General features: G+C 70.9%; 26 protein-coding genes and 1 riboswitch. Of the genes, 1 reads left to right on the top strand and 25 read right to left on the bottom strand.

Translation table 11 applies throughout. The annotated features are described in order from the left end of the window. Nucleotides 1-85 precede the first annotated feature (85 nt). From OOJ98_RS22145 to rpsB, 7 genes are all read right to left on the bottom strand, one after another. Nucleotides 86-1,186, bottom strand: a complete 1,101-nt coding sequence (locus OOJ98_RS22145) for a thiamine ABC transporter substrate binding subunit (RefSeq protein WP_267056671.1) — start codon at nucleotides 1,184-1,186, stop codon at nucleotides 86-88. Nucleotides 1,187-1,269: 83 nt separating this feature from the next. Beyond that, nucleotides 1,270-1,389, bottom strand: a riboswitch (TPP riboswitch). 122 nt (nucleotides 1,390-1,511) lie between these two features. Continuing rightward, complete coding sequence (gene rlmN, locus OOJ98_RS22140; RefSeq protein ID WP_267056670.1) at nucleotides 1,512-2,624, bottom strand: 23S rRNA (adenine(2503)-C(2))-methyltransferase RlmN; 1,113 nt, start codon at nucleotides 2,622-2,624, stop codon at nucleotides 1,512-1,514. Nucleotides 2,625-2,917: 293 nt separating this feature from the next. Continuing rightward, on the bottom strand, nucleotides 2,918-4,027 hold the full coding sequence (locus OOJ98_RS22135) for a phosphatidate cytidylyltransferase (protein WP_267056669.1): 1,110 nt from the start codon (nucleotides 4,025-4,027) through the stop codon (nucleotides 2,918-2,920). Then, nucleotides 4,027-4,584: a ribosome recycling factor gene (gene frr, locus OOJ98_RS22130; RefSeq protein ID WP_120727660.1), complete on the bottom strand. Its 558-nt coding sequence runs from the start codon at nucleotides 4,582-4,584 to the stop codon at nucleotides 4,027-4,029. Before frr ends, OOJ98_RS22135 begins: the two co-directional genes overlap by 1 nt. Before the next feature lie 124 nt (nucleotides 4,585-4,708). Continuing rightward, nucleotides 4,709-5,497, bottom strand: coding sequence for a UMP kinase (gene pyrH / locus OOJ98_RS22125; protein WP_267056668.1), 789 nt, complete (start codon nucleotides 5,495-5,497; stop codon nucleotides 4,709-4,711). Nucleotides 5,498-5,657: 160 nt separating this feature from the next. Then, nucleotides 5,658-6,494 (bottom strand): translation elongation factor Ts, encoded by an 837-nt coding sequence (tsf, locus tag OOJ98_RS22120; RefSeq protein ID WP_267056667.1) that lies wholly within the window; start codon nucleotides 6,492-6,494, stop codon nucleotides 5,658-5,660. A 122-nt stretch (nucleotides 6,495-6,616) separates the two neighbouring features. Further along, on the bottom strand, nucleotides 6,617-7,552 hold the full coding sequence (gene rpsB, locus OOJ98_RS22115) for a 30S ribosomal protein S2 (protein WP_267056666.1): 936 nt from the start codon (nucleotides 7,550-7,552) through the stop codon (nucleotides 6,617-6,619). A 205-nt stretch (nucleotides 7,553-7,757) separates the two neighbouring features. On the opposite strand from rpsB, the gene OOJ98_RS22110 reads away from it, so the two are divergent. Beyond that, on the top strand, nucleotides 7,758-8,312 hold the full coding sequence (locus OOJ98_RS22110) for a M23 family metallopeptidase (protein ID WP_267056665.1): 555 nt from the start codon (nucleotides 7,758-7,760) through the stop codon (nucleotides 8,310-8,312). A 116-nt stretch (nucleotides 8,313-8,428) separates the two neighbouring features. Here OOJ98_RS22110 and OOJ98_RS22105 read toward each other — a convergent pair whose 3' ends face one another. The 18 genes from OOJ98_RS22105 to proS all read right to left on the bottom strand — a co-directional run bounded on the left by OOJ98_RS22105 (nucleotide 8,429) and on the right by proS (nucleotide 23,216). Beyond that, a complete protein-coding gene (locus OOJ98_RS22105) occupies nucleotides 8,429-8,986 on the bottom strand; it encodes a TetR/AcrR family transcriptional regulator (RefSeq protein WP_267057055.1) in 558 nt (185 codons plus the stop codon). An 84-nt stretch (nucleotides 8,987-9,070) separates the two neighbouring features. Beyond that, nucleotides 9,071-9,913, bottom strand: a complete 843-nt coding sequence (whiG, locus tag OOJ98_RS22100) for an RNA polymerase sigma factor WhiG (protein ID WP_267056664.1) — start codon at nucleotides 9,911-9,913, stop codon at nucleotides 9,071-9,073. A 241-nt stretch (nucleotides 9,914-10,154) separates the two neighbouring features. Further along, the gene (gene dprA, locus OOJ98_RS22095) at nucleotides 10,155-11,321 is read right to left on the bottom strand and encodes a DNA-processing protein DprA (protein ID WP_267056663.1); all 1,167 of its coding nucleotides are present in this window, start codon (nucleotides 11,319-11,321) and stop codon (nucleotides 10,155-10,157) included. Continuing rightward, on the bottom strand, nucleotides 11,318-12,934 hold the full coding sequence (locus OOJ98_RS22090; RefSeq protein WP_267056662.1) for a YifB family Mg chelatase-like AAA ATPase: 1,617 nt from the start codon (nucleotides 12,932-12,934) through the stop codon (nucleotides 11,318-11,320). The genes dprA and OOJ98_RS22090 overlap by 4 nt, the downstream gene beginning before the upstream one ends. A 1-nt stretch (nucleotide 12,935) precedes the next feature. Further along, nucleotides 12,936-13,313: a YraN family protein gene (locus OOJ98_RS22085; RefSeq protein ID WP_267056661.1), complete on the bottom strand. Its 378-nt coding sequence runs from the start codon at nucleotides 13,311-13,313 to the stop codon at nucleotides 12,936-12,938. A 140-nt stretch (nucleotides 13,314-13,453) separates the two neighbouring features. Next, nucleotides 13,454-13,762 (bottom strand): DUF2469 domain-containing protein, encoded by a 309-nt coding sequence (locus OOJ98_RS22080; protein WP_003965949.1) that lies wholly within the window; start codon nucleotides 13,760-13,762, stop codon nucleotides 13,454-13,456. 55 nt (nucleotides 13,763-13,817) lie between these two features. Then, nucleotides 13,818-14,303, bottom strand: coding sequence for an NUDIX hydrolase (locus OOJ98_RS22075; RefSeq protein ID WP_323177919.1), 486 nt, complete (start codon nucleotides 14,301-14,303; stop codon nucleotides 13,818-13,820). Between the two features lie 5 nt (nucleotides 14,304-14,308). After that, on the bottom strand, nucleotides 14,309-15,052 hold the full coding sequence (gene lepB / locus OOJ98_RS22070; protein WP_267056659.1) for a signal peptidase I: 744 nt from the start codon (nucleotides 15,050-15,052) through the stop codon (nucleotides 14,309-14,311). Between the two features lie 102 nt (nucleotides 15,053-15,154). Beyond that, nucleotides 15,155-16,009, bottom strand: a complete 855-nt coding sequence (gene lepB / locus OOJ98_RS22065) for a signal peptidase I (protein WP_267056658.1) — start codon at nucleotides 16,007-16,009, stop codon at nucleotides 15,155-15,157. Beyond that, the gene (lepB, locus tag OOJ98_RS22060; RefSeq protein ID WP_267056657.1) at nucleotides 15,954-17,147 is read right to left on the bottom strand and encodes a signal peptidase I; all 1,194 of its coding nucleotides are present in this window, start codon (nucleotides 17,145-17,147) and stop codon (nucleotides 15,954-15,956) included. The genes lepB (OOJ98_RS22065) and lepB (OOJ98_RS22060) overlap by 56 nt, the downstream gene beginning before the upstream one ends. Further along, nucleotides 17,140-17,913 carry a signal peptidase I gene (gene lepB, locus OOJ98_RS22055; protein WP_267056656.1) on the bottom strand — a complete coding sequence of 258 codons (774 nt, stop codon included), beginning with the start codon at nucleotides 17,911-17,913 and terminating at the stop codon, nucleotides 17,140-17,142. Before lepB (OOJ98_RS22055) ends, lepB (OOJ98_RS22060) begins: the two co-directional genes overlap by 8 nt. Before the next feature lie 57 nt (nucleotides 17,914-17,970). Then, nucleotides 17,971-18,321, bottom strand: a complete 351-nt coding sequence (rplS, locus tag OOJ98_RS22050; protein ID WP_100577961.1) for a 50S ribosomal protein L19 — start codon at nucleotides 18,319-18,321, stop codon at nucleotides 17,971-17,973. A gap of 126 nt (nucleotides 18,322-18,447) precedes the next feature. Next, the gene (trmD, locus tag OOJ98_RS22045; protein WP_267056655.1) at nucleotides 18,448-19,269 is read right to left on the bottom strand and encodes a tRNA (guanosine(37)-N1)-methyltransferase TrmD; all 822 of its coding nucleotides are present in this window, start codon (nucleotides 19,267-19,269) and stop codon (nucleotides 18,448-18,450) included. Further along, entirely contained in the window at nucleotides 19,269-19,865 is a 597-nt protein-coding gene (gene rimM / locus OOJ98_RS22040) for a ribosome maturation factor RimM (RefSeq protein WP_267056654.1), read from the bottom strand. The genes trmD and rimM overlap by 1 nt, the downstream gene beginning before the upstream one ends. 144 nt (nucleotides 19,866-20,009) lie before the next feature. Beyond that, the gene (locus OOJ98_RS22035) at nucleotides 20,010-20,249 is read right to left on the bottom strand and encodes an RNA-binding protein (protein ID WP_030206382.1); all 240 of its coding nucleotides are present in this window, start codon (nucleotides 20,247-20,249) and stop codon (nucleotides 20,010-20,012) included. 2 nt (nucleotides 20,250-20,251) lie between these two features. Next, a complete protein-coding gene (rpsP, locus tag OOJ98_RS22030) occupies nucleotides 20,252-20,689 on the bottom strand; it encodes a 30S ribosomal protein S16 (protein ID WP_267056653.1) in 438 nt (145 codons plus the stop codon). A 212-nt stretch (nucleotides 20,690-20,901) separates the two neighbouring features. After that, the gene (locus OOJ98_RS22025; RefSeq protein WP_114040425.1) at nucleotides 20,902-21,504 is read right to left on the bottom strand and encodes a hypothetical protein; all 603 of its coding nucleotides are present in this window, start codon (nucleotides 21,502-21,504) and stop codon (nucleotides 20,902-20,904) included. A gap of 299 nt (nucleotides 21,505-21,803) precedes the next feature. Continuing rightward, a complete protein-coding gene (gene proS / locus OOJ98_RS22020; protein ID WP_267056652.1) occupies nucleotides 21,804-23,216 on the bottom strand; it encodes a proline--tRNA ligase in 1,413 nt (470 codons plus the stop codon). Nucleotides 23,217-23,277 lie beyond the last annotated feature (61 nt).

Here is a 23,277-nt window from a genome sequence, read left to right as displayed (position 1 = left end):
AAGCACACGGCGGTGCGGCGCGGCGCGCTCTGCCGCGCCGCGTCCGGCCGCCCCGGGGTGCGGGGCGGCCTGCCCGGGGGGCGCTCTACTTCAGGACGAGCGAGGACCATGTCTTGACCCACTGGTCACGGTTCTTGGCGATCGTGTCGGGGGCGACGGTCGCCGATTCGGTGATCTTCGCGCCGAACTTGGTGAACTCCGCGGGCACGGCGGCGTCCTTGGCGACCGGGTCCACGAACATCTGGAGCGGCATGTCCTCCTGGAACTTCTTGGAGATCAGGAAGTCGAGGAGCGCCTTGCCGCCGGCCTCGTTCTTGGCGCCCTTGAGCAGGCCCGCGAACTCGGTCTGGCGGAAGCAGGTGCCGGTGGCGACGCCGGTGGGGGCCTCGGTGGGCTTGGGGTCGGCGTAGATCACTTCGGCGGGCGGGCTGGAGGCGTAGGAGACGACGAGCGGCCGGTCGCCCTTGGCCTTCTTGCCGCCGGCCGAGCCGGAGAAGTCCGTGTTGTAGGCCTGCTCCCAGCCGTCGACGACCTTGACACCGTTGGCCTTCAGCTTCTTCCAGTACCCCTGCCAGCCTCCGTCGCCGTACGTGGCGACCGATCCGAGCATGAAGCCGAGCCCGGGGGACGACGTCGCCACGTTCTCCGTGACGAGGAGGTTCTTGTACTCGGGCTTGATCAGGTCGTCGAAGGACTGCGGGGGGCTCAGCTTCTTGTCCGCGAAGTACTTCTTGTCGTAGTTGACGCAGATGTCGCCGGTGTCGATGGGCGTGACCCGGTGCTTGTCCTTGTCGAGCTGGTCCTCGGCGGGCACCCGGTCCAGGCCCTTGGCCTCGTACGGCGTGAAGATGCCGTTGTCGAGGGCGCGCGAGAGCAGGGTGTTGTCGACGCCGAAGAAGACGTCGCCGCGCGGGGAGCCCTTGGTGAGGATCTCCTGGTTGAGGGCGGCGCCGGCGTCCCCGCTCTTGAGCACCTTGACGGTGTAGCCGGTCTGGGCGGTGAACGCCTTGAGCACCGCGTCGGAGGCGGCGAACGAGTCGTGGCTGACGAGCGTGACGGTCTTGCCGCCGGATCCGCCGGCCGTGCCGGACGCCTTCGTGTCGTTCGAGCCGCCGCAGGCCGCGAGCGTCGCGACCCCGAGGGCGGCGGCGAGCGTGCCGGCCGCGAGCCTCTTGGTACTGCGCATTTCTTCATTCCTCCTGGAGATGACCAGGAAGAGACGCGGCCCTGCCCGCACGACGCGGAGGTCGTGCGGGCAGGGCGCAACAGCTTGAGTAATCGCCGAACTTCCTACCCCGAATGACCGGGGCAAGGTTCAGAGGGTCTGCGGTCCGTGTCCCGTGATGGGCACCGCACTCTCAGCGCTGTGGCGCTCCCCTGTCGGAATATGCAGATGTTTCCAGCCAGGTTACACGGGCCCTGTGAGGGGACCCGGGCCGTTTCGCCGTTCGGACACCGGCGCCCCAGCGGCGCCCGGGGCGCGGCCGGCGGGCGTCCGTGGCGTGTTCCGGCTACCGCTCGGACGCGGCCAGCTGGCCGCAGGCTCCGTCGATCTCCTGGCCCCGGGTGTCGCGGACGGTGACGGGCACGCCGTGCGCCGCGATGGCCTCGACGAAGGCCTTCTCGTCCTCGGGCCGCGAGGCCGTCCACTTGGAGCCGGGCGTCGGGTTGAGCGGGATCAGGTTGACGTGCACGCGCTTGCCCTTGAGGAGCCGGCCGAGCAGGTCACCGCGCCACGCCTGGTCGTTGATGTCGCGGATGAGGGCGTACTCGATGGAGATGCGGCGCCCGGACTTCTCGGCGTACTCCCATGCCGCGTCGAGGACCTCGCGGACCTTCCAGCGGGTGTTGACCGGGACGAGGGTGTCGCGCAGCTCGTCGTCGGGGGCGTGCAGGCTCACCGCGAGGCGGCACTTGAAGCCCTCGTCGGCGAAGCGGTGCATGGCGGGGACCAGGCCCACGGTGGAGACGGTGATCCCGCGCTGGGACAGGCCCAGGCCGTCCGGCTCGGGGTCGGTGAGGCGGCGGATCGAGCCGACGACCCGCTTGTAGTTGGCGAGGGGCTCGCCCATGCCCATGAAGACGATGTTGGACAGGCGGGCCGGGCCGCCCGGGACCTCGCCGTCGCGCAGCGCCCGCATGCCGTCGACGATCTGGTGCACGATCTCGGCGGTCGACAGGTTGCGGTCGAGGCCCGCCTGGCCGGTGGCGCAGAACGGGCAGTTCATGCCGCAGCCGGCCTGGGAGGAGATGCACATCGTGACGCGGTCCGGATAGCGCATCAGGACGGACTCGACGAGCGTGCCGTCGTGGAGCTTCCACAGCGTCTTGCGGGTGGTGTCGTCGTCGCAGGAGATGTGCCGCACGACGGACATCAGGTCGGGCAGCAGCTCCTCCTGGAGCCGGCCGCGCGCGGCGAGCGGGATGTCGGTCCACTCCGCGGGGTCGTGGGCGTACCGCGCGAAGTAGTGCTGCGAGAGCTGCTTGGCGCGGAACGGCTTCTCGCCGATCGCGGCGACGGCTTCCTTGCGCTCGGCCGGCGACAGGTCGGCGAGGTGCCGCGGGGGCTGCTTCGCTCCGCGGGGTGCGGTGAAGGTGAGTTCTCCCGGAACGGGGCGTGCCATGAGCGGTAACTCCTCAGTACGACGAGGCCGGCGATCCCCGCTGGGCGCGGAGCAGGCGACGATACGGTGCCGAAGCCAGGAGACCTCACAGGATCACCCCGCAGCCGCGGGGCCGAAAAGGGCGCGTCGCTCGCGAGCGACGCGCCCTTCCAGGGTAACCGGCGTCCGGTCAGCCCGTGCCGACGAAGGCCACGAGCAACAACCACACCACCGGAGCCGTCGGCAGCAACGAATCCAGACGGTCCATGCCGCACCGACGTGCGGCTACCGCCGCAGGGCGCCGTGGCCCCCGGTCACCCAGAGCCCACGAACACCACGAGCAACAACCACACCACCGGAGCCGTCGGCAGCAGCGAGTCCAGGCGGTCCATGATGCCGCCGTGGCCGGGGAGCAGGGTGCCCATGTCCTTGATGCCCAGGTCCCGCTTGATCATCGACTCGCCGAGGTCGCCGAGGGTGGCGCTCGCGGCGACCGCGAGGCCGAGCAGGAGACCCTGCCACCAGGTGCCGTCGTCGATCAGGAACTGCATGCACAGGGCGCCCGCGACCATCGCGAACGACACCGCGCCGAAGAGGCCCTCGCGGGTCTTGCCGGGGCTGATGCGCGGGGCGAGCTTGTGCTTGCCGAAGCGCCAGCCGATCGCGTACGCGCCGGTGTCGCTGACCACGGTCAGGAGCAGGAAGGTCAGCACCCGCCAGGGGCCGTCGTCGGCGGTGAGCAGCATCGCGACGAACGTGGCGAGGAACGGCACGTAGAACGCGGCGAAGACGCCGGCGGTGACGTCCCGCAGATAGTTCTCGGGCGGCTCGGTCATCCGCCACACGAGGACCGCGAGCGCGGTGAGCGCCATCGCGACCCACGCGCCCTCGGCGCCGCTGACGTATCCGGCGACGACCATCGCGGCGCCGCCGACCGCGAGCGGGACGAGCGGTGCCTTGATCTGCTTGCGCTCCGCGAGGCGGCTGGTCAGCTCCCACAGGCCGACGACGACGGCGACCGCGATGACCCCCACGAAGACGGCCTTCACGACGAACAGCGACGCGATGATCACCGCGCCCAGAGCGACGCCGACCCCTATCGCGGACCGCAGATCGCGGCCCGCCCGCTTCTTCTCCGGCTGGGCGGGCACGGGGGGCGGGGGCGGGGTGCTTGCCATGGGCTCCTGCGGCGTCTCGTCGCGGAAGAGAGGACCGCCCGGCAGAGCGGTCCCCCGGTCACGTTCGTCGCGGTCTTCGGCGTACGCCCCCGTATCGGGCACGACGGGCATCTGCTGCGTCCGCGACACGGGCGGGGCGTCCTGCGCATCGTATGCAGACCCCGCCGGGAACGCCCCCTGGGAAGGCCCCTCGGGGGTTCCCCAGTACTCGGGTCTCGGCGGAGCCCCCCAGGAAGAGTCGTTCATCAGACCTCTAGCAGCTCGGCTTCCTTGTGCTTGAGCAGCTCGTCGACCTGCGCCACGTACTTGGCGGTGGTGTCGTCGAGCTCCTTCTCCGCACGGCGGACCTCGTCCTCGCCGGACTCCTTGTCCTTGACGAGCTTGTCGAGGGCGTCCTTGGCCTTGCGGCGCACGGCGCGGATCGACACCTTGGAGTCCTCGGCCTTGGTGCGCGCGACCTTGATGTAGTCCTTGCGGCGCTCCTCGGTCAGCTCCGGGAAGTTCACGCGGATGATGCTGCCGTCGTTGCTGGGGTTGACGCCCAGGTCCGAGTCGCGGATGGCCTGCTCGATGTTGCGCAGCGCGCTCTTGTCGAACGGCGTCACGACCGCCATGCGCGGCTCCGGCACGGAGAACGAGGCGAGCTGGTTGATCGGCGTCAGCGCGCCGTAGTAGTCCGCGACGATCTTGTTGAACATCGCCGGGTGCGCACGGCCGGTGCGGATCGCGGCGAAGTCCTCCTTGGCGACCACGACGGCCTTCTCCATCTTCTCCTCGGCCTCGAGGAGGGTTTCTTCGATCACCACTTGCTCCTGCATGTCTTGGGTGGGCCGGGAGTTCTCAGTGCGTCCTGAGGCCCTGGGCCCTGGATAACCAGCGTCTTTCCCTGCACGGTGTCCGACCGGCAGAGCATTGTCCATCCCCCGGTCAGGCCCGGGTGCCCTGGTCGCTCACGAGCGTGCCGATCTTCTCACCCTTGACGGCGCGCGCGATGTTTCCGGCCGTCAGGAGCTCGAAGACGAGGATCGGAAGGTTGTTGTCGCGGCACAGGGTGATCGCGGTCATGTCGGCGACCTTCAGGTCACGGGTGATGACCTCGCCGTACTCCAGCGCGTCGAACTTCACCGCGTCGGGGTTGATGCGGGGGTCGGAGTCGTAGACGCCGTCCACCCCGTTCTTGCCCATCAGCATGACCTCGGCGTCGATCTCCAGGGCGCGCTGTGCGGCGGTGGTGTCGGTGGAGAAGTACGGCATGCCCATGCCGGCGCCGAAGATGACGACGCGGCCCTTCTCCAGGTGGCGTACGGCCCGCAGCGGGATGTACGGCTCGGCGACCTGGCCCATCGTGATGGCGGTCTGGACGCGCGAGTCGATGCCCTCCTTCTCCAGGAAGTCCTGGAGGGCGAGGCAGTTCATGACCGTACCGAGCATGCCCATGTAGTCCGAGCGGGCCCGGTCCATGCCGCGCTGCTGGAGCTCGGCGCCACGGAAGAAGTTGCCGCCGCCGATGACGACGGCGATCTCCGCTCCGTCCCGGACGACGGCGGCGATCTCCCGGGCGATGTTGTGCACGACGTCGGGGTCGACACCGAGCGCCCCGCCGCCGGCGAACGCCTCACCGGAAAGCTTCAGCATGAAGCGCCCGGCCACCTTGCCGTCGTCGCGCTTGTTGTCCGCCGAGTGATCGGCCTTGGGGGTGTCCGCGCCCTGATTCATGGAGATCTCCTCGTGCACATACGAAGAAGGCCATTGCCGGTGGGTACTCGTAGTCCCTAGCGGCAATGGCCTCCTCGTCAGATCTGCGGTCGTCCGTCGCGTGCGCGGCCGACGACTGCCTCAGACCCTAGCGGGGTCTAGTGTCGAACGCTGAACAGACTCAGATGCCGACCTTGATGCGCGAGAAGCGCTTCAGGGTGACACCGGCCTCCTTCAGAACCTGCTCGACGGACTTCTTGTTGTCGAGCGCGTACGGCTGGCCAAGGAGCGTGGCGTCCTTGAAGAAGCCGTTGACGCGACCCTCGACGATCTTCGGGAGCGCGGCCTCGGGCTTGCCCTCGGCGCGGGTGGTCTCCTCGGCGACGCGACGCTCGGTCTCGACGACCTCGGCCGGAACGTCCTCACGGGTGAGGTACTTCGGCGCGAAGGCGGCGATGTGCTGCGCGATGCCCTTGGCGATCTCGGCGTTGTCCTTGTCGAGCTCGACGAGGACGCCGATCTGCGGCGGCAGGTCGGGCATCGTGCGGTGCATGTACGCGGAGACGAAGCCGTCGGAGAACTGCGCGAAGCGGTCCAGGACGATCTTCTCGCCGAGGTTGGCGTTGGCCTCGTCGACGAACGCCTGAACGGTCTTGCCGGCCTCGATCTCGGAGGCGAGCAGCGCGGTCAGGTCGGCCGGAGAGGTGGCGGCGACGTGCTCGGCCAGCTTGGTGGCGACGGCCTGGAACTTGTCACCCTTGGCGACGAAGTCCGTCTCGCACTTCAGCTCGACCAGGACGCCGGAGGTCTTGTCCTCGGCGATCAGGGAGACGACGGCGCCGTTCTCGGCAGAGCGGCCCTCGCGCTTGGCGACGCCCTTCTGACCCTTGATGCGCAGGGCCTCGACGGCCTTGTCGACGTTGCCGTCGGCCTCGTCGAGGGCCTTCTTGCAGTCCATCATGCCGGCGCCGGTGAGCTCACGGAGCTTCTTGACGTCAGCGGCGGTGTAGTTCGCCATGAGTCTGTGTTTCTCTCTCGGAGTCTAGAAAGATCTACGAAGATCTGCGGGGCTACGGGTCGACGGCGGGGGCTTGTGGCCCCCGCCGTCAACTACCGAACCTGTGGGTCCCGGTGAGGGGATCAGGCCTGCTCGGCGTCCGCGGCCGGAGCCTCGGTGGCCTCGGCGGCCGGAGCCTCGGCAGCGGCCTCGGCCGGCTTCTCGGCCTCGTCGGCCGGAGCGGCGTCGGCAGCCGGAGCAGCCTCGGCGGCGTCGGCCGCGGGGGCCTCGTCGGCCTTCTTGTCACCCTCGAGCAGGTCGCGCTCCCACTCGGCGAGCGGCTCGCCGGCGGCCTTCTCGCCCGGCTTCGAGTCGCCCGTGGCCTGGCCGGAGCGGGCGATGAGGCCCTCGGCGACGGCGTCGGCGATCACGCGGGTGAGCAGGGTGACGGAGCGGATCGCGTCGTCGTTGCCCGGGATCTTGTAGTCGACCTCGTCGGGGTCGCAGTTCGTGTCGAGGATCGCGACGACGGGGATGTGGAGCTTGCGCGCCTCACCGACCGCGATGTGCTCCTTCTTGGTGTCGACGATCCAGACGGCGCTGGGAACCTTCGACATCTCGCGGATACCACCGAGGGTCTTCTCCAGCTTGGCCTTCTCGCGCGAGAGGACCAGGAGCTCCTTCTTGGTGAGACCCGAGGCCGCGACGTCCTCGAAGTCGATCTGCTCGAGCTCCTTGAGGCGCTGCAGACGCTTGTAGACGGTGGAGAAGTTGGTCAGCATGCCGCCGAGCCAGCGCTGGTTGACGTAGGGCATACCCACGCGCGTCGCCTGCTCGGCGATCGCTTCCTGCGCCTGCTTCTTGGTGCCGACGAACATGATGGAGCCGCCGTGCGCGACGGTCTCCTTGACGAACTCGTAGGCGCGGTCGATGTACGACAGCGACTGGAGCAGGTCGATGATGTAGATGCCGTTGCGCTCCGTGAAGATGAAGCGCTTCATCTTCGGGTTCCAACGACGGGTCTGGTGACCGAAGTGGACGCCGCTCTCCAGCAGCTCCCGCATCGTGACGACGGCCATGGCCGTACTCCTTGAGGTACTCGGTTACCGCGGCTGCCGGTCGGCTGCCGCGCCTGACGCCCCGGTGCGCCGTGCCCTTGAACCCGCGAGGGTGAGGACCGAGAGACGCGGCCGGCGATAGTGGTGAGACCGCCGGCGGGGCGTGCGAAGTCGATCCGGTGACCCGGATCGCCACAAGAAGTGTACGGGACCCGCACAGTGCCGGGTGACGGCGCTGTCCACAACCGCGCAGTACTCCACAGATCCCGGTCAAGATCCACCCGGATCCCGCCGGACCGGGACCCTGTTCCCCATGTACCGCACCCTCTTCGCCGCCCTCCTGGCAGCGGCGGCCTGGCCCGTCCTGCCGCCCGTCGTGGTCCACCCCTGGGCCCCGCCGGCCACGCCCTACGGCCCCGGCCACCGCGGCGTCGACCTGGCCGCGCCCGCGGGCACCCCGGTCCGCGCGGCAGCGTCGGGCCGCGTCACCTTCGCGGGGCAGGTGGCCGGCCGGGGCGTCCTCACGATCACCCTGCCGGGCCCGGCATCCCCACCCCTGAGAACCACGTACGAACCCGTCCGCCCCCTGCTCCCCGTGGGCACCTCGGTCACCGCGGGCCAGGTGGTGGCGACGACGACGGACACCCCGTCCCACTGCCCGGAGGGCTGCCTCCACTGGGGCCTTCTGCGCTCCCACACCTACCTGAACCCCCTCCTCCTGCTCCACCACGCGGCCCGGCCACGGCTACTGCCGGTGGTGGGGGTGGCGGAGCCGGGGTGAGGGGCTGTTCAGGAAGGGGTTGCGGAGGGGCGGGGGGGGCGGGGGGGCGGGGGGGCGGGGGGCGGGGGGGCGGGGGGGGCCGGGGGGGCCGGGGGCGGGGGGAAAGCCCCAGGGGGTCAGCCTCCGACGCCCTTCAGCGCCATGGCCACCGCCGCGTCCGTGATTGCGGACGAGGGGTCCGTGGGGCTCTGTTCGATGCGGCGGACCGCTGCGTCGACGATGCCCTGGAGCAGGACCGCGGCCAGGCGGGGCTGGTCGTGGCCGAGGTCGGCGAGGGCTTCGACGATCATGGCGATGAGGCCGCCGTGGGCTGCCCGGATCTTCTCGCGGGCGCCTGCGTCGAGTTCGCTGGCGGAGATGGCGACGACGGCCCGGTGCCGCTGGTCGCCGACGAGACCGAGCTGATGGCGTACGTACGCCTCGACCTTGCCCTCGGGGGTGTCGGCCCGCTCCATCGCGCCTTCGATCTCGGCGGCCCAGAGCGGGAAGTCGGCGGCGCACAGTTCCTCGACGACCGCGGCGCGCGAGCGGAAGTACTCGTACACGGAGGAGCGCGCGAGCCCCGTGCGCTCGGCCAGGGCCGGGAACGTCAGCGCTTCCGTCCCGCCTTCGGACAGCAGGGAGCGTGCGGCGTCGAGGAGGGCGTCACGCTGCATGGTGCGGTGCTCGGCCACGGAGGCCGCTCGGATCCTGGGCACTGTTCCACTTTACGGCCGGGCCGCCGAAGCGATCGGCAGGGACGATTCACCGGGACGGGCTCATCGTCCGACGTCGGCCAGTTTGGCGCGGAGCTGGAGCACCGACTTGGTGTGGATCTGGCTGACCCGGCTCTCGGTGACGCCCAGGACGTTGCCGATCTCGGCGAGGGTGAGGCCTTCGTAGTAGTAGAGCGTGACGACGGTCTTCTCGCGCTCGGGGAGCGTGTTGATCGCGCGGGCCAGGAGCCGGCGCAGCTCGCGGTCCTCGGCGACCTCGACGGGGTCGTCGGCGGAGGTGTCCTCCAGGGTGTCCATGAGGCTGAGCCGGTCGCCGCTCTCACCGCCCACGTGCAGCAGTTCTTCGAGGGCCACCACGTTGGCGAGCGACAACTGGCTGAAGACGGCGTGCAGTTCCTCCACGGCGATGCCCATCTCGGCGGCCACCTCGAGCTCGGACGGGGTGCGTCTGAGCTGGGCTTCGAGGGTCGCGTAGGCGCGTTCCACGGCGCGCGCCTTCTGGCGCACGGAGCGCGGGATCCAGTCGAGGGCGCGCAGTTCGTCGATCATCGCGCCGCGGATGCGGGTGATGGCGTACGTCTCGAACTTGATGGCGCGCTCGATGTCGAACTTCTCGATGGCGTCGATGAGGCCGAAGACTCCGGAGGAGACGAAGTCGGCCTGCTCGACGTTGGGCGGCAGGCCCACGCTCACGCGTCCCGCGACGTATTTGACGAGGGGCGAGTAGTGCAGGATCAACTGCTCGCGCAGCCGCTCGTCGCCGGTGGCCTTGTACGACCGCCACAGCTCGTCGACGGACGAGGGTGCCGGTGGCCGCACGGTGCCGCTGCCGCGGGCGGCGGGGGGCACCGCCGTGCGGTCAGACCCGGAGATGTGCTGGGGCATGCGTTGCCTTGAGCCGTTCTGCTGTGCCGTGAGCGGGGGCTGTTTTCGGTCGGGAGCCTCGTGAGCGTAGCGTGACTGCACCATCGCGGTGCGCGAAGGTCGGGTGCGCGGGCGCGGCCGTTCCCCGGGGTGTGGGCGCATCCGCAGGTGGGGGCCGTCGCGCCGCGCGCGGGCCCCGAAAGCGCTGTGGTGCGGCCCGCGGTGGACATCACTTCTCACCTTGTCACCCGAATGCCCCAGGTCAAGCACCGCCTCGCCGCGCGCCCGCAGGTCGCAGTGGGCCGGGCGTCAACTTCCAGCCGTCGCCGACCCGTTCGACGAATCCGAGGGCGTGCAGTTCGTAGAGGCGCCCGAGGGCTTCGTCGGTGCTGGTACCGGCCTCCCTGGCGAGATCTCGCACGTCGGCCGTGCCGTGGGACGGCAGGGCTTCCAGGACGCGGCCCGCGCCGGGAGCGAGGAGGTCGCGGGGCAGGACGGGGCCGCGCCGGGCGGGGGCCAGTTCCCCCATGTCGCCGACGAGTTCGACGACTTCCGCGGCGTCGGTGACCAGCACGGCTTCGCCGCGCAGCAGTTCGTGGACGCCGGCCGAGAGACCGCTGGTGGCGGGGCCGGGCACCCCCATGGTGAAGCGCCCGAGTCTCTGTGCGGCGCGGGCCGTGACGAGGGAGCCGCTGCGGTATTCGGCTTCGACGACGACGGTCCCCCGGGTCAGCGCGGCGATGACCCGGTTGCGCAGCACGAACCGGCTGGGCGTCGGATGGTCGCCGGGTGGTAATTCGCCCACGAGGAGGCCCTGTTCGGCGATGCGTCCGATCAACTCGGCGTGGCCGCGCGGGTAGACGACGTCGACTCCGCAGGCGAGGACGGCGATGGTGGCGCCGCTCGCGGCGAGGGCGCCGCGGTGCACGGCACCGTCGATGCCTGCGGCCGCGCCGGACACGACGACCCAGCCCCTCTCGGCGAGACCGGAGCCAAGGACCGCGCCCATGTGCGCTCCGTAGGGGGTGCAGGCGCGGGCGCCCACGACGGCGACCGAGCGCAGTGCCCATATCCGCAGGTCGGGGCGGCCCCGCACCCACAGTCCGACGGGCCGGGTGTCGGCGAGGTCGTCGAGTTGGCGGGGCCATTCCTCGTCGCCGGGGACGAGGAATCGGGCGCCGGCGGCCGCGGCGGTCTCCAGATCGCGCTCGGGGTCGGCGAGTGCGGCCCGGCGGCGGAGGCCTTCCAGGCGTGCGGGGGTGGCGCCGGGCAGGTCGTCCGCGGGGCCGGCCGGCCCTGTGAGGCGGCGCAGGAGCCCGGCGGCGCCGTAGGTGCGCAGCCAGCGGCCGCCGCGTTCGTCGCCGGGCTCGATGACGCGGGTGAGGGCGGCTCGCGCGAGGCGTTCAGCGCCGCTCGCCGGGGTGTTCACGGCATGCTCCCGGCCGGGATGGGGGTGCCGCGGGAGATGCCGGTGCGCAGTTCGAGGGCGAGGGCGACGTGGCCTTCGTCGGGGCGGTCGGCGCCGGCTAGGTCGGCGATGGTCCAGGCGACCCGTAGGACGCGGTCGAGTCCGCGGGCGGTCAGCAGGCCGCGTTCCATGTCGCGTTCGGCGCCGGTGAGGGCGCCGGGTGCGGTGAGCCAGCGGGTGCGCAGCTCGTGGCCGGGGACTTCGCTGTTGCTGTTCCAGGGGGTGTCGGTGAGGCGCCGGGCGGTGCGTTCCCGGGCGGCCAGGACGCGTTCGGCGACGAGGGCGCTGGGTTCGCCGCGGCCGCCTCCGCCGAGCAGGTCCTCGCGGCGCACGGGTTCGACTTCGACGCGGAGGTCGACGCGGTCGAGGAGGGGGCCGGAGAGCCTCGCCTGGTAGCGGCGGATCATGGAGGCGGGGCATTCGCATCCCGCTCCGTGCAGGGTGTGGCGTCCGCAGGGGCAGGGGTTGGCGGCGAGGATCATCTGGAAGCGGGCGGGCAGCCTGATCACTCCGGCGCTGCGGGCGATGACGACGTGTCCCGATTCGAGGGGCTGCCGCAGGGCGTCCAGGGCTTTTCCGGCGAATTCGGGCGCCTCGTCCAGAAAAAGTACTCCTCTGTGAGCGACGGAGACGGCGCCGGGGCGTGGGAGCCCGTTGCCGCCGCCGACGAGGGACTGCATGGTCGCCGAGTGGTGCGGGGCGCAGTAGGGGGCGCGGCGGACGAGGGGTTCGCCGGGCGGGAGGATTCCCGCGACCGAGTGGACCGCGGTGACTTCGAGGGATTCCTGGCGGGTGAGGGGCGGCAGGATGCCGGGCAGCCGCTCGGCGAGCATGGTCTTGCCGGCGCCGGGCGGGCCGGAGAGCAGCAGGTGGTGGCCGCCCGCGGCGGCGATTTCGAGGGCGGCGCGCGCGGCGTGCTGGCCGGCCACGTCGACGAGGTCGAGGTCGGTGTCGCGCGGGCCGGGCGAGAGGCCGGTGCCGGCTCCGGCGCCGGGCACCACGAGGCCGGCGAGCATCGCGTCGGGGCGGCCCTTCTCCGCGGGCTCCTCCTCGGGGACGGGTTCGTCGGTGAGGACGGCGACGAGCTGGCGCAGACTGCGGACGCCCAGGACGGAGATACCGGGGACGAGGCCGGCCTCGGCGGCGGTCTGTTCGGGTACGACGACCTGTTCGTAGCCGGCTTCGGCGGCGGCGAGCACGGCGGGCAGGATGCCGCGCACGGGCCGGACGCGGCCGTCGAGGCCGAGCTCGCCGATCATGACGAGGTCGGTGAGCTCGCGTGGGTCGATGCGTTCGGCGGCGCCGAGGATCGCGCAGGCGATGGCCAGATCGAAGCCCGCGCCGCTCTTCGGGACGGAGGCGGGGCTGAGCCCGACGGTGAGCTTCTTCTGGGGCCAGGTGTCACCGGAGTTGACGACGGCGGCCCGCACCCGGTCGCGGCTCTCAGCGAGGCTCTTGTCGGGGAGGCCGACGAGGGTGAAGGCGGCGACGCCGGGTTCGAGGTCGGCCTGGACCTCGACGACGACGCCTTCGACACCGACGAGGGCGACCGAGCAGGTGCGTGCGAATCCCATGTCAGGCCACCCCCCGCACGTGTTCGGCGCGCGGGGCGCCCTTGCGGGGCAGGACGACGCCGACGACGTCGATGCGTACGCCGCCGGGCGGCGGGCCTCCGTGGTCCGCGAGCCAGCGGCCTGCGAGGCGTTTGAGGCGGTCGGCCTTGACGGCGGTCACGGCGGCCATGGGGTGTTCGTAGGCGCCGGTCCTGCGGGTCTTGACCTCGCAGATGACGAGCACGCGGCCGCCGGGCGCCGTGTCGTCGTGGGCGACGATGTCGATCTCGCCCGTCCTGCCGCACCGCCAGTTGCGTTCGAGCACGGTCATTCCGGCCGCTTCGAGCAGCCGTACCGCCAGGTCTTCGCCGTATTTTCCGAGTGCTCCGCGAGCGTTCATCCGGCACCACCTCCGGCACCGACTCTCACGCATCCCGCGCCGGCGAGTGGATCTTGGTGGACAACCCGGCGGTTGTGGAGAACTCCGCCACCCGAAGGTGCGCCTCCGCGCTCCGGCGCGCCGCCTCAGCGGGCCCCGGTTCAGCCCCCCGGCAGTTCGAGGTCGCTCTTGTTGAGCTCCTCGATGTTCACGTCCTTGAAGGTGAGGACCCGTACCTGCTTCACGAATCTGGCCGGCCGGTACATGTCCCAGACCCAGGCGTCCGCCATCGACACCTCGAAGAACACCTCGCCCTGTACCGAGTGCACCTGCATCTCGTAGTCATTGGTGAGGTAGAAACGGCGCTCGGTCTCGATCACGTATTTGAACAGACCGACGACGTCGCGGTACTCCCGGTAGAGCTTCAGCTCCATCTCGGTCTCGTACTTTTCGAGGTCCTCGGCGCTCATGGCATGTTCCCCTTCAGCCGTGCGTCCCCCTATTGTGCGTCAGCCGCCCGTGCCCCTAAACGATTTCCGGGGCCAGGACCACCGGCGCGTGCGGAGGACCCTCGTCGAGCAGCGTGCGCAGCAGCTCGGCGAGCCTGGTCGGGTACACCGTCTCACGGGCCGCAAGGAGTTCGGCGGAGGTCCACCACCTCAGCCCCGTGGTACTGCGCCGCTCCAGCTCCGTCAGGGCCGTCGGGGCGGCCTCGATCTGGCTGGTGCGGGCCAGGTAGTACCACTCGTCCTGGTCCCAGCGGCGGCCGTCGAAGGGGAAGGAGCAGAGGCGGTGCCACAGCACCGGGCCCAGTTCGACGTCGGTGATCCCGGTCTCCTCCGCGAGTTCGCGCAGGGCGGCCTCGGCCCGGGTCTCATCGCCCTCCAGGCCGCCGCCCGGGGTGAACCACCAGTCGTCGGCGGGGTCTTCGGGCTCGTGGCCGTGCATCAGCAGGATGCGGTCCTGCGGGTCGAGGAGGACGACCCGGGCCACCTTGCGCGGTCGCGTCACGGGCGTCACCTCCCCGCGGGCGCGGCGGCGCGTGTCCTGCGGCGCCGGGTGAGCGAGGCGACCGGCCCGTAGGCGGCGCCGGCCAGGATCAGGACCACGCCGGCCACGATGGCGCCCAGGACCAGTTTGAGCGGGCCGGGCTGCGAGAGGCCGCCGGGCAGCTTCGCGAAGCCCGAGGGGCGCTCCAGCATGCCGCCCACGGGCCAGGCGACGGCGTCCACGCGGGCGCTGACCGCGGTCAGCGGGACGGAGCCGTTGGCCGCGTCGTCCATGTGGACACGGGAGTCCAGGGAGACGAGGCGGTCGTCGCCGAGCAGGAAGACCTGCCCTTGCGGGACCTTGGCTTCGAAGGGCGTGCCCGAAGCGGGGCTCTTCCCGTGCAGATACGGTTCTTCGACCGGGGTGCCGTTGACGGTGAGCCGCCCGTCCGTGCCGCAGCACTTCACGGTGTCCCCGCCGATGCCGACGACCCGCTTGACCATGGGCACGTTGGCCCAGGTCTTGTCCTTGAAGACCACGACGTCGCCCCGGCGCACGTCGTCGCCGGATATGCGCTGGGCGAGCACCCGGTCACCGGCCTTGACCGTCGGATCCATGGACTGGGTGGGCACGGTGTACGGCTTGTACTGCACGGCGCCCCAGGCGAACCCGCCGAGGAAGAGGACACAGCCGACGGCCACGGCCAGCCCCGACAGCACACTGCCGAGACTCCGGCCGCGGCCGTCGTGGTCCAGTCCGTTACCGCTCATCGCAGCGCTCCCTTTCCGGCAGCGCCCCGGGACGCGTGTGGCGCCCGGGACCCCGGAGATCGATATCCGGGACCGCACCCTACCCGGCGGTACGCCCGCCGGTCAGCCCTTGGCGACCGGGGTTTCCGCCTTGACCTGCGCTTGAAGGAACGTACGGCGCCGCCACAGCACCAACGGAAGCGCGCCGGCGAGGCCGACGGCGGCGGGCGCCGCAGCGCCCATCGCGCTCAGGCCGGGCTGGTCGAAGGTGTCGGGGACACCGAGCCAGTCGAGGCGGTTGAGCGGCCAGGCGATGGTGAAGGCGCGGCCGACGACCTCGTCGGTGGAGACCGTGCCGCCGCCCGTGAGCTCCTGGTGGTAGCGGGAGTCCAGCGAGTTCTGGCGGTGGTCGCCCATCACCCAGATCCGGCCCTCGGGCACCTTGATCGGCCCGAACGGCTTGTCGTCGCAGGCGCTGTCGCCCGGGTAGATGTACGGCTCCTTCAGGGTCTTGCCGTTGACCGTGACCGGGCCGCCCTTCTTGCACTCGACCGTGTCGCCACCGACCGCGATGACCCGCTTGATCAGGTCCTTCTCCTCGGCGGACGGCATCAGGCCGATGAAGCTGAGGAACTTCTGCGCCGCGTTCGGCGTCGGCGTGGGCTCGCCGTCGAGCCAGCCGCCCGGGTCGTGGAAGACGACCACCTCACCGCGCTGCGGCTCCGCTCCGAACCACGGCGTGAGCTTGTCGACCAGCACCCGGTCACCGCGCTGCAGGGTGTCCTGCATCGAGTCCGAGGGGATCGAGAAGGCCTGCACCAGGAACGTCTTGATCAGCAGCGCCAGAACGAGCGCGATGCCGATGAGGAGCGGGAGCTCCTTCCAGAAGGAGCGCGGCTTCTTGGGGGCGCGGCCCTCGCCGTCACCGGGTTCTTCGCCGGGTCCGCCGTCGCCCGGTCCGCCGTCCTGTGCGGGCACCCGGTGCCCGGACGCGGAACCGTCCGCCGGTGCCCCGGGGGTCTGCTCCACCGCGGGTCCCGGGGAGGAATCGGCGAGCTCGCTCTCCGGCCGCTCCTCCGGCTCTTCGCGTCCGGATCGTGCGCCGACCGCCAAATCCCCCACATCCACTCCTCACTCGTTGCCACCGCCTGGCCCGTACGAGGCTCAGGCCCACCACTCCCATAACGAGCGGGAGTTCCGCAGGGGTCGGGGGCCGCGTCGCCTGGTCCGGCTCCGCCGCCGGATCCCGGGACGCCACCCTATGCGACGCGGCCGCCGCCGAGGCGCCGGGCGCGGCGGGCACCGAGCCGAACGTGGGCGGCACTTCGAGCCTGCGCCAGTGGGAGAAAGGCCAGGCCACGACCACTGCGCGGCCCACCACTCCGGAGACGGGGACGGTGCCCCGGTGACCGTCGTCGAGGTGGTAACGGGAGTCGGCGGAGTTGGTCCGGTGGTCACCCATGACGAAGATCCGGCCCGGTGGAACCTTTACCTCGAATTGGATTTGGGTGGGCGGATCGGTGGGGGGTGTGAAGACGTACGGCTCGTCGAGGGGTACGCCGTTGACGGTGATCCTGCCGTCGGTGCCGCAGCACTTCACGGTGTCGCCGCCGACCCCGATGACGCGCTTGATGAGGTCCTGCTCGTTGTCGGAGGGGAGCAGGCCGATGAAGGTCAGGCCCTCTTTGATCTGCTTGACGCCGACGGGGTCCTGACTCGTGGACGTCTTCTTCTCGTCCTTGAGCCAGCCGCCGGGGTCCTTGAAGACCACGACGTCGCCCCGCTCCGGCTGGGAGCCGAACCAGGGGGTGAGCTTGTCGACCAGCACGCGGTCGCCGATGGTGATGGTCTGCTGCATCGAGCCGGACGGGATCACGAAGGCCTGCACGAGGAAGGTCTTCAGGACGAGGGCGATGAGCAGCGCCACGGTGATCAGCAGCGGTATCTCGCGCACCGCCGATCTGCGCCTGCGCCGCTTCACCCGGCGGGCGAGCCTGCGCCGCTCGGCCCGGCCCGTCTGCCCGCGGCGGCCCGGGGGCGGCTCGGTGGTGGGGCGGGTCCCGGTCGGCAGCGGCTGGTCGCGGGCGTCGGCGCGTGGCCGCCCGCGGCTACCCATGTCCCCCGCCGGGGTCGCGTACGGCCGCGAAGGCGTCGGAGCCGCCGACCGACGTCCACCGGCCCAGCGGCCAGCCGATCAGGTCGGCCCGGCCGATGACCCGGTCCACGGGGACCATGCCGCCGCCGGGGTCGCCGAGGTGGTCGCGGGAGTCGCTGGAGCGCGAGCGGTGGTCGCCCAGGACCCACAGGGTGCCGGCGGGCACCACGATGTCGAAGGGCACCTGCGAGGGGCTGTCGCCGGGGTGGAGGTAGGGCTCGTCGACTGCGGTGCCGTTCACCTGGATCCTCCCCCGCCGGTCGCAGCAGACCACGTGGTCCCCGCCGACGCCGACGACGCGCTTGACGTAGTCGGTCTCGGCGGGCTCGGTCAGGCCGAGGGCCGCACCCAGGGAACGCACCGCGTGGCCCACCGGGTTCCCGCCGTCCGTCTCCCGGACGAAGGAGCCCCTGCCGTCGAAGACGACGACGTCGCCGCGCCGGGGGGTGTCACCGAAGCTGTAGGCGAGCTTGTTCACCAGGACGCGGTCGCCGACGTTGAGCGTCGGTTCCATCGAGCCGCTGGGGATGAGGAAGGGCTGGACCACGAAGTGGCTGAGCAGCAGGAGGAAGACGACGCAGAGCGCGAACAGGGCCCCGGCCTTGCGCCAGGGGCCTTCGAGACGGCCGTGCAGGGCGGGGAAACGCGCGGAGCGCGACTCCTCGGCCGGCCCCGGTCGGGGGGCCGCTGAGGAGTCGCGCTCCGTGTGCTGTGCTTCGGTGTCCATCGGGGCCAGAGCTTATCCGGCCGCCGTCGGACCCGTGCGCGGGTGTGAGCCGGGGGCTCAGCGGTCGCGCTTCTCCTTGATCTTCGCGGCCTTGCCGCGCAGCTCACGGAGGTAGTAGAGCTTGGCGCGACGGACGTCACCGCGGGTCACGACCTCGATCTTCTCGAAGATCGGGGAGTTCACCGGGAAGGTGCGCTCGACGCCGACGGAGAAGGAGACCTTGCGGACCGTGAAGGTCTCGGAGACACCGGCGCCCTGGCGGCGGATGACAACGCCCTTGAACTGCTGGATACGGGAGCGGTTGCCCTCGATCACGCGGACGTGGACGTTGACGGTGTCACCCGGGCGGAACGACGGGACGTCGCTGCGCAGCGTGGCGGCGTTGACGGAGTCGAGCAGGCTTGCCATGACTGACTACTTCCTCACTGATGCCACAGGTCATCAGCGGAATTCGAGATGAATGGGGTGCTGTGCGCGAGAGGCGGGCGTCGTTCCCCCTGTGGCAGGGGCGCCGGCTGAGCGTACGGCAGCGGCCTATTCTTCCACGGCACTCGGCCTGCGCCAAAATCGGCCGCCGGGCTCGGGGGCCCAGCCGAGGATGGAGAGGGTCTCGCGGTCCTTCTTGTCGAAGGCGGAGGCCTCGCAGCGCTCGATCAGGTCGGGCCGGTGGAGGGCGGTGCGCTTGAACGCCTCGTCCCTGCGCCAGCGGGCGATCCTGCCGTGGTGGCCGCTGAGCAGGACGTCCGGGATGCCGTGGCCGCGCCACTCGGGGGGCTTGGTGTAGACGGGCCCTTCGAGGAGGTTGGCCATGGCGCCGGGCGCGAAGGAGTCGTCGCGGTGGGACTCGGCGTTGCCGAGGACGCCGGGCAGGAGCCGGGCGACGGCCTCGGTGATCACGAGGACCGCGGCCTCGCCGCCGGCCAGGACGTAGTCGCCGATGGAGACCTCGTAGACGGGCAGCCGGGTGGCGTACTCGTCCATGACGCGGCGGTCGATGCCCTCGTAGCGGGCCGGCGTGAAGATCAGCCAGGGTCGCTCGGAGAGCTCCACGGCGAGTTCCTGGGTGAAGGGGCGTCCGCTGGGCGTGGGCACGACCAGGACCGGGCCGTGCGCCCCGGACTCGTACCCGTCGGCGAGGGCGTCGTCCAGGCAGTCGCCCCAGGGCCCGGTCTTCATGACCATGCCGGGGCCGCCGCCGTAGGGGGTGTCGTCGACGGTGTTGTGCCGGTCGTACGTCCAGTCGCGCAGGTCGTGGACGTGTACGTCGAGCTGGCCGCGGGCCCGCGCCTTGCCGACGAGGGAGACGTTCAGCGGTTCGAGGTACTCGGGGAAGATCGTGACGACGTCGAGCCGCATCAGCCGGCGTCCCCGGCGTTCGCGCCACCGGTGCCGGTCGCGTCGGGCTCTTCGGACTCGTCGTCCCGCGCGGAGGCGATCTCGGCGCGGTCGTCGATCAGGCCGGGCGGCGGGTCGATGACCGCGCGCTGCTCCTCCAGGTCGATCTCGGTGACGATCTGCTCGACGAACGGGATCATGACCTCGGTCCCGTCGGGGCGCTCCACGATGAAGAGGTCCTGCGAGGGCAGGTGGGTGATCTCGGTGATGCGGCCGACCTCGGTGCCGTCGGCGAGGACCACGTCGAGGTCCATGAGCTGGTGGTCGTAGTACGCGTCGGGCTCGTCCGGGAGCTCCGCCGGGTCCACGTCCGCGATGAGCAGGGTGTTGCGCAGGGCCTCGGCGGCGGTGCGGTCGCGCACGCCCTCGAAGCGCAGCAGCAGCCGGCCGCTGTGCACCCGGCCGGTCTCGATGGTCAGCGGGCCCACCGACGCCGGGTCGGTGGTGAGTACGGCGCCGGGGCCGAGCCTCAGTTCCGGCTCGTCGGTGCGCACCTCGACGGTGACCTCGCCCTTGATGCCGTGGGCGCGGCCGATCCGCGCGACTACCAACTGCACGCTTGCTTCTCCTTCGGACAACTGCGGCCTCGTGGTGGCCGAGGCCTTCGTACCACTATGGCCCGGAATACGACTACGGGCCGGGGAGGGCGAGAAGCCCTCCCCGGCCCGAGCCGGCGTATCTAGGTAAAGCGACCCTACTGGTCAGCGGACCTGGTCCACGTCGACGAGGTCGACCCGGATGCCACGGCCGCCGATTGCACCCACGACGGTGCGCAGGGCGCGGGCGGTACGGCCGTTGCGGCCGATCACCTTGCCGAGGTCTTCGGGGTGGACCCGGACCTCCAGCACGCGCCCCCGGCGCAGGTTGCGCGAGGCGACCTGCACGTCGTCGGGGTTGTCGACGATGCCCTTCACGAGGTGCTCGAGAGCCTCCTCGAGCATGCTCAGGCCTCGGTCGACTCGGCGGCGGCCTCGGCCTCGTCCGCCTTCTTCTCGGTCTTCTTGGCCTTCTGGGTGATGGCCTCACCCTTGGCCTCGTCGCCCTCGAGGGTCTTGGCGAAGGCCTCGAAGGTGGCGCGCTTGTCTTCCTTCGTCTCCGGCTGGAGCAGCGGCGCGGGGGCCGGGAGGCCCTTGTGCGCCTGCCAGTCGCCGGTGAGCTTCAGGATGGCGAGAACGGCCTCGGTCGGCTGGGCGCCGACGGACAGCCAGTACTGCGCACGCTCGGCGTTGACCTCGATGCGCGACGGGTTGTACGTCGGGTGGTACAGACCGATTTCCTCGATCGCGCGACCGTCACGGCGAGTGCGGGCGTCGGCGACGACGATGCGGTAGTGCGGCTGGCGAATCTTGCCGAGGCGCTTGAGCTTGATCTTGACTGCCACTGGAGTGGTGTCTCCTGGTCTTGACGTGGTTGGGCACATGAGATGCCACGTGGGGTTGCGGTACTCGGGTGCCCGATGGACGCGTCAGCCGGAGGCGAGAGGGTTCCTGTGCGGCTGTCGAGTACAGCTAGCCATTGTGCCACACGCCTGGAGTGCGCACGCCGGGGGTCCCCGGACCTCGCCGCCCCTGCCGGCGGCCGGCCCGGGGCAGGTCAGCCGACCGCGGCGACCACTTCGGCCCCTTCCGGAATGCGGAACGGCTTGCCGCAGCCGCCGCAGACGATGGGGGCCTGGGCCAGGACCGAGGGGACCACGCGCACGTTGCGCCCGCAGTCGCAGACCGCCTTGACCCGCACGCCGCCTCCGGAGGAGCCGTGCCGGGCGGCGGGCCCCCGGAAGGAGCGCTTGGTGTCGGCGGCCGTGGCGACGGTGTGCGCCTTCAGCGCGCGCTGAAGGCGTTCGATGGTGGGGCGGTAGCGGCGCCTGGCCTCGGCGTTCAGCGTGACCAGGGAGAAGCCGCTGCTGGGGTGCGGTTCCTCGGGGTGGTCGAGGCCGAGCTCCTCGGCGATCGCCAGGAACCTCCGGTTGTGGTAGCGGCCGGCGCGGGAGGTGTCGCGGACACCGCGGGCGGCGGCAATGCCGTGGACTGCCTCATGGAGCAGTCGCTCGAAGGAGAGCTCGGCGCCGCAGGCGGACGACGACTCTCCGATCAGGGACTCGGGCGCGGCTAGGTCCGGCAGCTCGGAGTGGTACCGCTGAATGTCGGCCCACGCCTGTGCCAGCTCTGCGGCGAGAACAGGTGGTGTCGTGCTCACGTCGTGACAACGAGCCGCAGGGCCGCTGTGTTCCTATTCCGGGGCATCCCAAATAATTTGCTCGTACCCGTCAGTTGGCATTGATGCGTGCGGACGAGGGCGGGTGCGCTGATCTGCGGAGAAGGCTCACAGCTCACACCAAGGTATGACGTAGCGGCGGGTACGCCCCGGCGAGTAGATGAACTACGCACGCCGGAGCGGCCGTTGCCGGCGAGGACGCAAGAGGGGTTTCGGCCGACTCCCGGTGGCCTGTCGCGCCACCGTCCCCGCCCGGCCCCTCGGCCGGCCCCGGAGCTCACTCAGTAGGCGCGGGCCACGATCGCGACCGTACCGGGCGCGTCGTCGGCGGCGGGCACCGACCCGTCCTCGGCGACCAGGCACCGCACGGAGACGGCCTGTTCGGCGAGCTTGGCCTCGCCCTCGGGCCCGAGGTCGGCCCATGGGATGCGCGCCCAGCCGCCGGCGATCGCCGCCTCGGCCGCCTCACCGAGGGTGGCGACATCGCTCGTACGGGACTCCCGGCGCTCGCGGGACTCCTTCAGGAGCAGCGCCTGGTCCTCTTCGAGGAGGGCGGGCAGCAGCTCGGCGAGGGCGTCGATGGAGACGGGCTCCTTGCCGCCGGGGATGCGGCGGGCCAGCATCGCGGTGCCGGCCTCCAGGTCGCGCGGGCCGATCTCGACGCGTACGGGGACGCCCTTGAGCTCCCAGTCGACGGCGCGGCGGCCGAAGGGGGTGTCGATGCGGTCGTCGACCTGGACGCGCAGGCCGGCCGCCTTGAGGCGGTCGCCGACCTCGCGGACCTTGGCGACGGCCTCGTCGCCCTTGATCGCCACGACGACGACCTGGACGGCGGCGAGCCGGGGCGGCACGCGCAGTCCGCTGTCGTCGCCGTGCGACATGATCAGGCCGCCGACCATGCGCGTGGAGACGCCCCAGGAGGTCTGCCAGACCAGCTCCTGCTTGCCCTCCTTCGACAGGTACTGGGTGTTGAACGCCTTGGCGAAGTTGGTGCCCAGTTCGTGGCTCGTGCCCATCTGGAGGGCCTTGCCGTCGCCCATCATCCCTTCCAGGGTGAGGGTGTTGATGGCTCCGGCGAAGCGCTCCCTGGCGGTCTTGCGGCCGAGGACGACGTCGATGCCGAGGACGTTGATCATGAAGTCGGCGTAGACGTCGCGGTGGATGCGGGCCGCGTAGGCGCGGGCGTCCTCGTAGGTGGCGTGGGCGGTGTGGCCCTCCTGCCAGAGGAATTCGCTCGTACGGAGGAAGACGCGCGGACGCATCTCCCAACGGACCACGTTGGCCCACTGGTTGATGAGCAGCGGCAGGTCGCGGTAGCTCTGGACCCACTTCGAGAAGTATTCGTTGACGATCGTCTCGGAGGTGGGGCGCACCACGACGGGCTCTTCGAGCTCCTTGCCGCCACCGTGCGTGACCACGGCGAGCTCGGGCGCGAAGCCCTCGACGTGCTCAGCCTCGCGAGTCAGGTAAGACTGGGGGATGAAGAGCGGGAAGTAGGCGTTCTGGGCGCCTGCTTCCTTGATGCGCGCGTCCATCTCGTGCTGCATCCGCTCCCACAGGCCGTAGCCGTACGGTCGGATCACCATGGTGCCGCGCACGGGACCGTTGTCCGCGAGCTCCGCCTTGTTGATCAGATCCTGGTACCAGCGCGGGAAGTCTTCCGCCTGGGGCGTGAGAACGGGTGCCTTTGCCATGGCGCGAATGGTACGGCGCAAGGGTGGCGGAGCGTGAATCGCCTTCCAGGCCTCCCCTGCC

This window comes from Streptomyces sp. NBC_00083, from assembly GCF_026343295.1.
GTDB lineage: Bacteria > Actinomycetota > Actinomycetes > Streptomycetales > Streptomycetaceae > Streptomyces.
The sequence above is the reverse complement of the archived record's forward strand: the minus strand, read 5'-3'. Positions and strand labels throughout refer to the sequence as shown.

What these genes read in the sequence shown, in the direction of transcription:
- OOJ98_RS22145 (WP_267056671.1), bottom strand. Translation starts at nt 1,186, where the DNA reads ATGCGCAGTACCAAGAGGCTCGCGGCCGGCACGCTCGCCGCCGCCCTC.
- rlmN (WP_267056670.1), bottom strand. Translation starts at nt 2,624, where the DNA reads ATGGCACGCCCCGTTCCGGGAGAACTCACCTTCACCGCACCCCGCGGA.
- OOJ98_RS22135 (WP_267056669.1), bottom strand. Translation starts at nt 4,027, where the DNA reads ATGAACGACTCTTCCTGGGGGGCTCCGCCGAGACCCGAGTACTGGGGA.
- pyrH (WP_267056668.1), bottom strand. Translation starts at nt 5,497, where the DNA reads ATGAATCAGGGCGCGGACACCCCCAAGGCCGATCACTCGGCGGACAAC.
- tsf (WP_267056667.1), bottom strand. Translation starts at nt 6,494, where the DNA reads ATGGCGAACTACACCGCCGCTGACGTCAAGAAGCTCCGTGAGCTCACC.
- rpsB (WP_267056666.1), bottom strand. Translation starts at nt 7,552, where the DNA reads ATGGCCGTCGTCACGATGCGGGAGCTGCTGGAGAGCGGCGTCCACTTC.
- whiG (WP_267056664.1), bottom strand. Translation starts at nt 9,913, where the DNA reads ATGCCCCAGCACATCTCCGGGTCTGACCGCACGGCGGTGCCCCCCGCC.
- OOJ98_RS22090 (WP_267056662.1), bottom strand. Translation starts at nt 12,934, where the DNA reads ATGGGATTCGCACGCACCTGCTCGGTCGCCCTCGTCGGTGTCGAAGGC.
- OOJ98_RS22085 (WP_267056661.1), bottom strand. Translation starts at nt 13,313, where the DNA reads ATGAACGCTCGCGGAGCACTCGGAAAATACGGCGAAGACCTGGCGGTA.
- OOJ98_RS22080 (WP_003965949.1), bottom strand. Translation starts at nt 13,762, where the DNA reads ATGAGCGCCGAGGACCTCGAAAAGTACGAGACCGAGATGGAGCTGAAG.
- lepB (WP_267056659.1), bottom strand. Translation starts at nt 15,052, where the DNA reads ATGAGCGGTAACGGACTGGACCACGACGGCCGCGGCCGGAGTCTCGGC.
- lepB (WP_267056657.1), bottom strand. Translation starts at nt 17,147, where the DNA reads ATGGGTAGCCGCGGGCGGCCACGCGCCGACGCCCGCGACCAGCCGCTG.
- lepB (WP_267056656.1), bottom strand. Translation starts at nt 17,913, where the DNA reads ATGGACACCGAAGCACAGCACACGGAGCGCGACTCCTCAGCGGCCCCC.
- rplS (WP_100577961.1), bottom strand. Translation starts at nt 18,321, where the DNA reads ATGGCAAGCCTGCTCGACTCCGTCAACGCCGCCACGCTGCGCAGCGAC.
- trmD (WP_267056655.1), bottom strand. Translation starts at nt 19,269, where the DNA reads ATGCGGCTCGACGTCGTCACGATCTTCCCCGAGTACCTCGAACCGCTG.
- OOJ98_RS22035 (WP_030206382.1), bottom strand. Translation starts at nt 20,249, where the DNA reads ATGCTCGAGGAGGCTCTCGAGCACCTCGTGAAGGGCATCGTCGACAAC.
- proS (WP_267056652.1), bottom strand. Translation starts at nt 23,216, where the DNA reads ATGGCAAAGGCACCCGTTCTCACGCCCCAGGCGGAAGACTTCCCGCGC.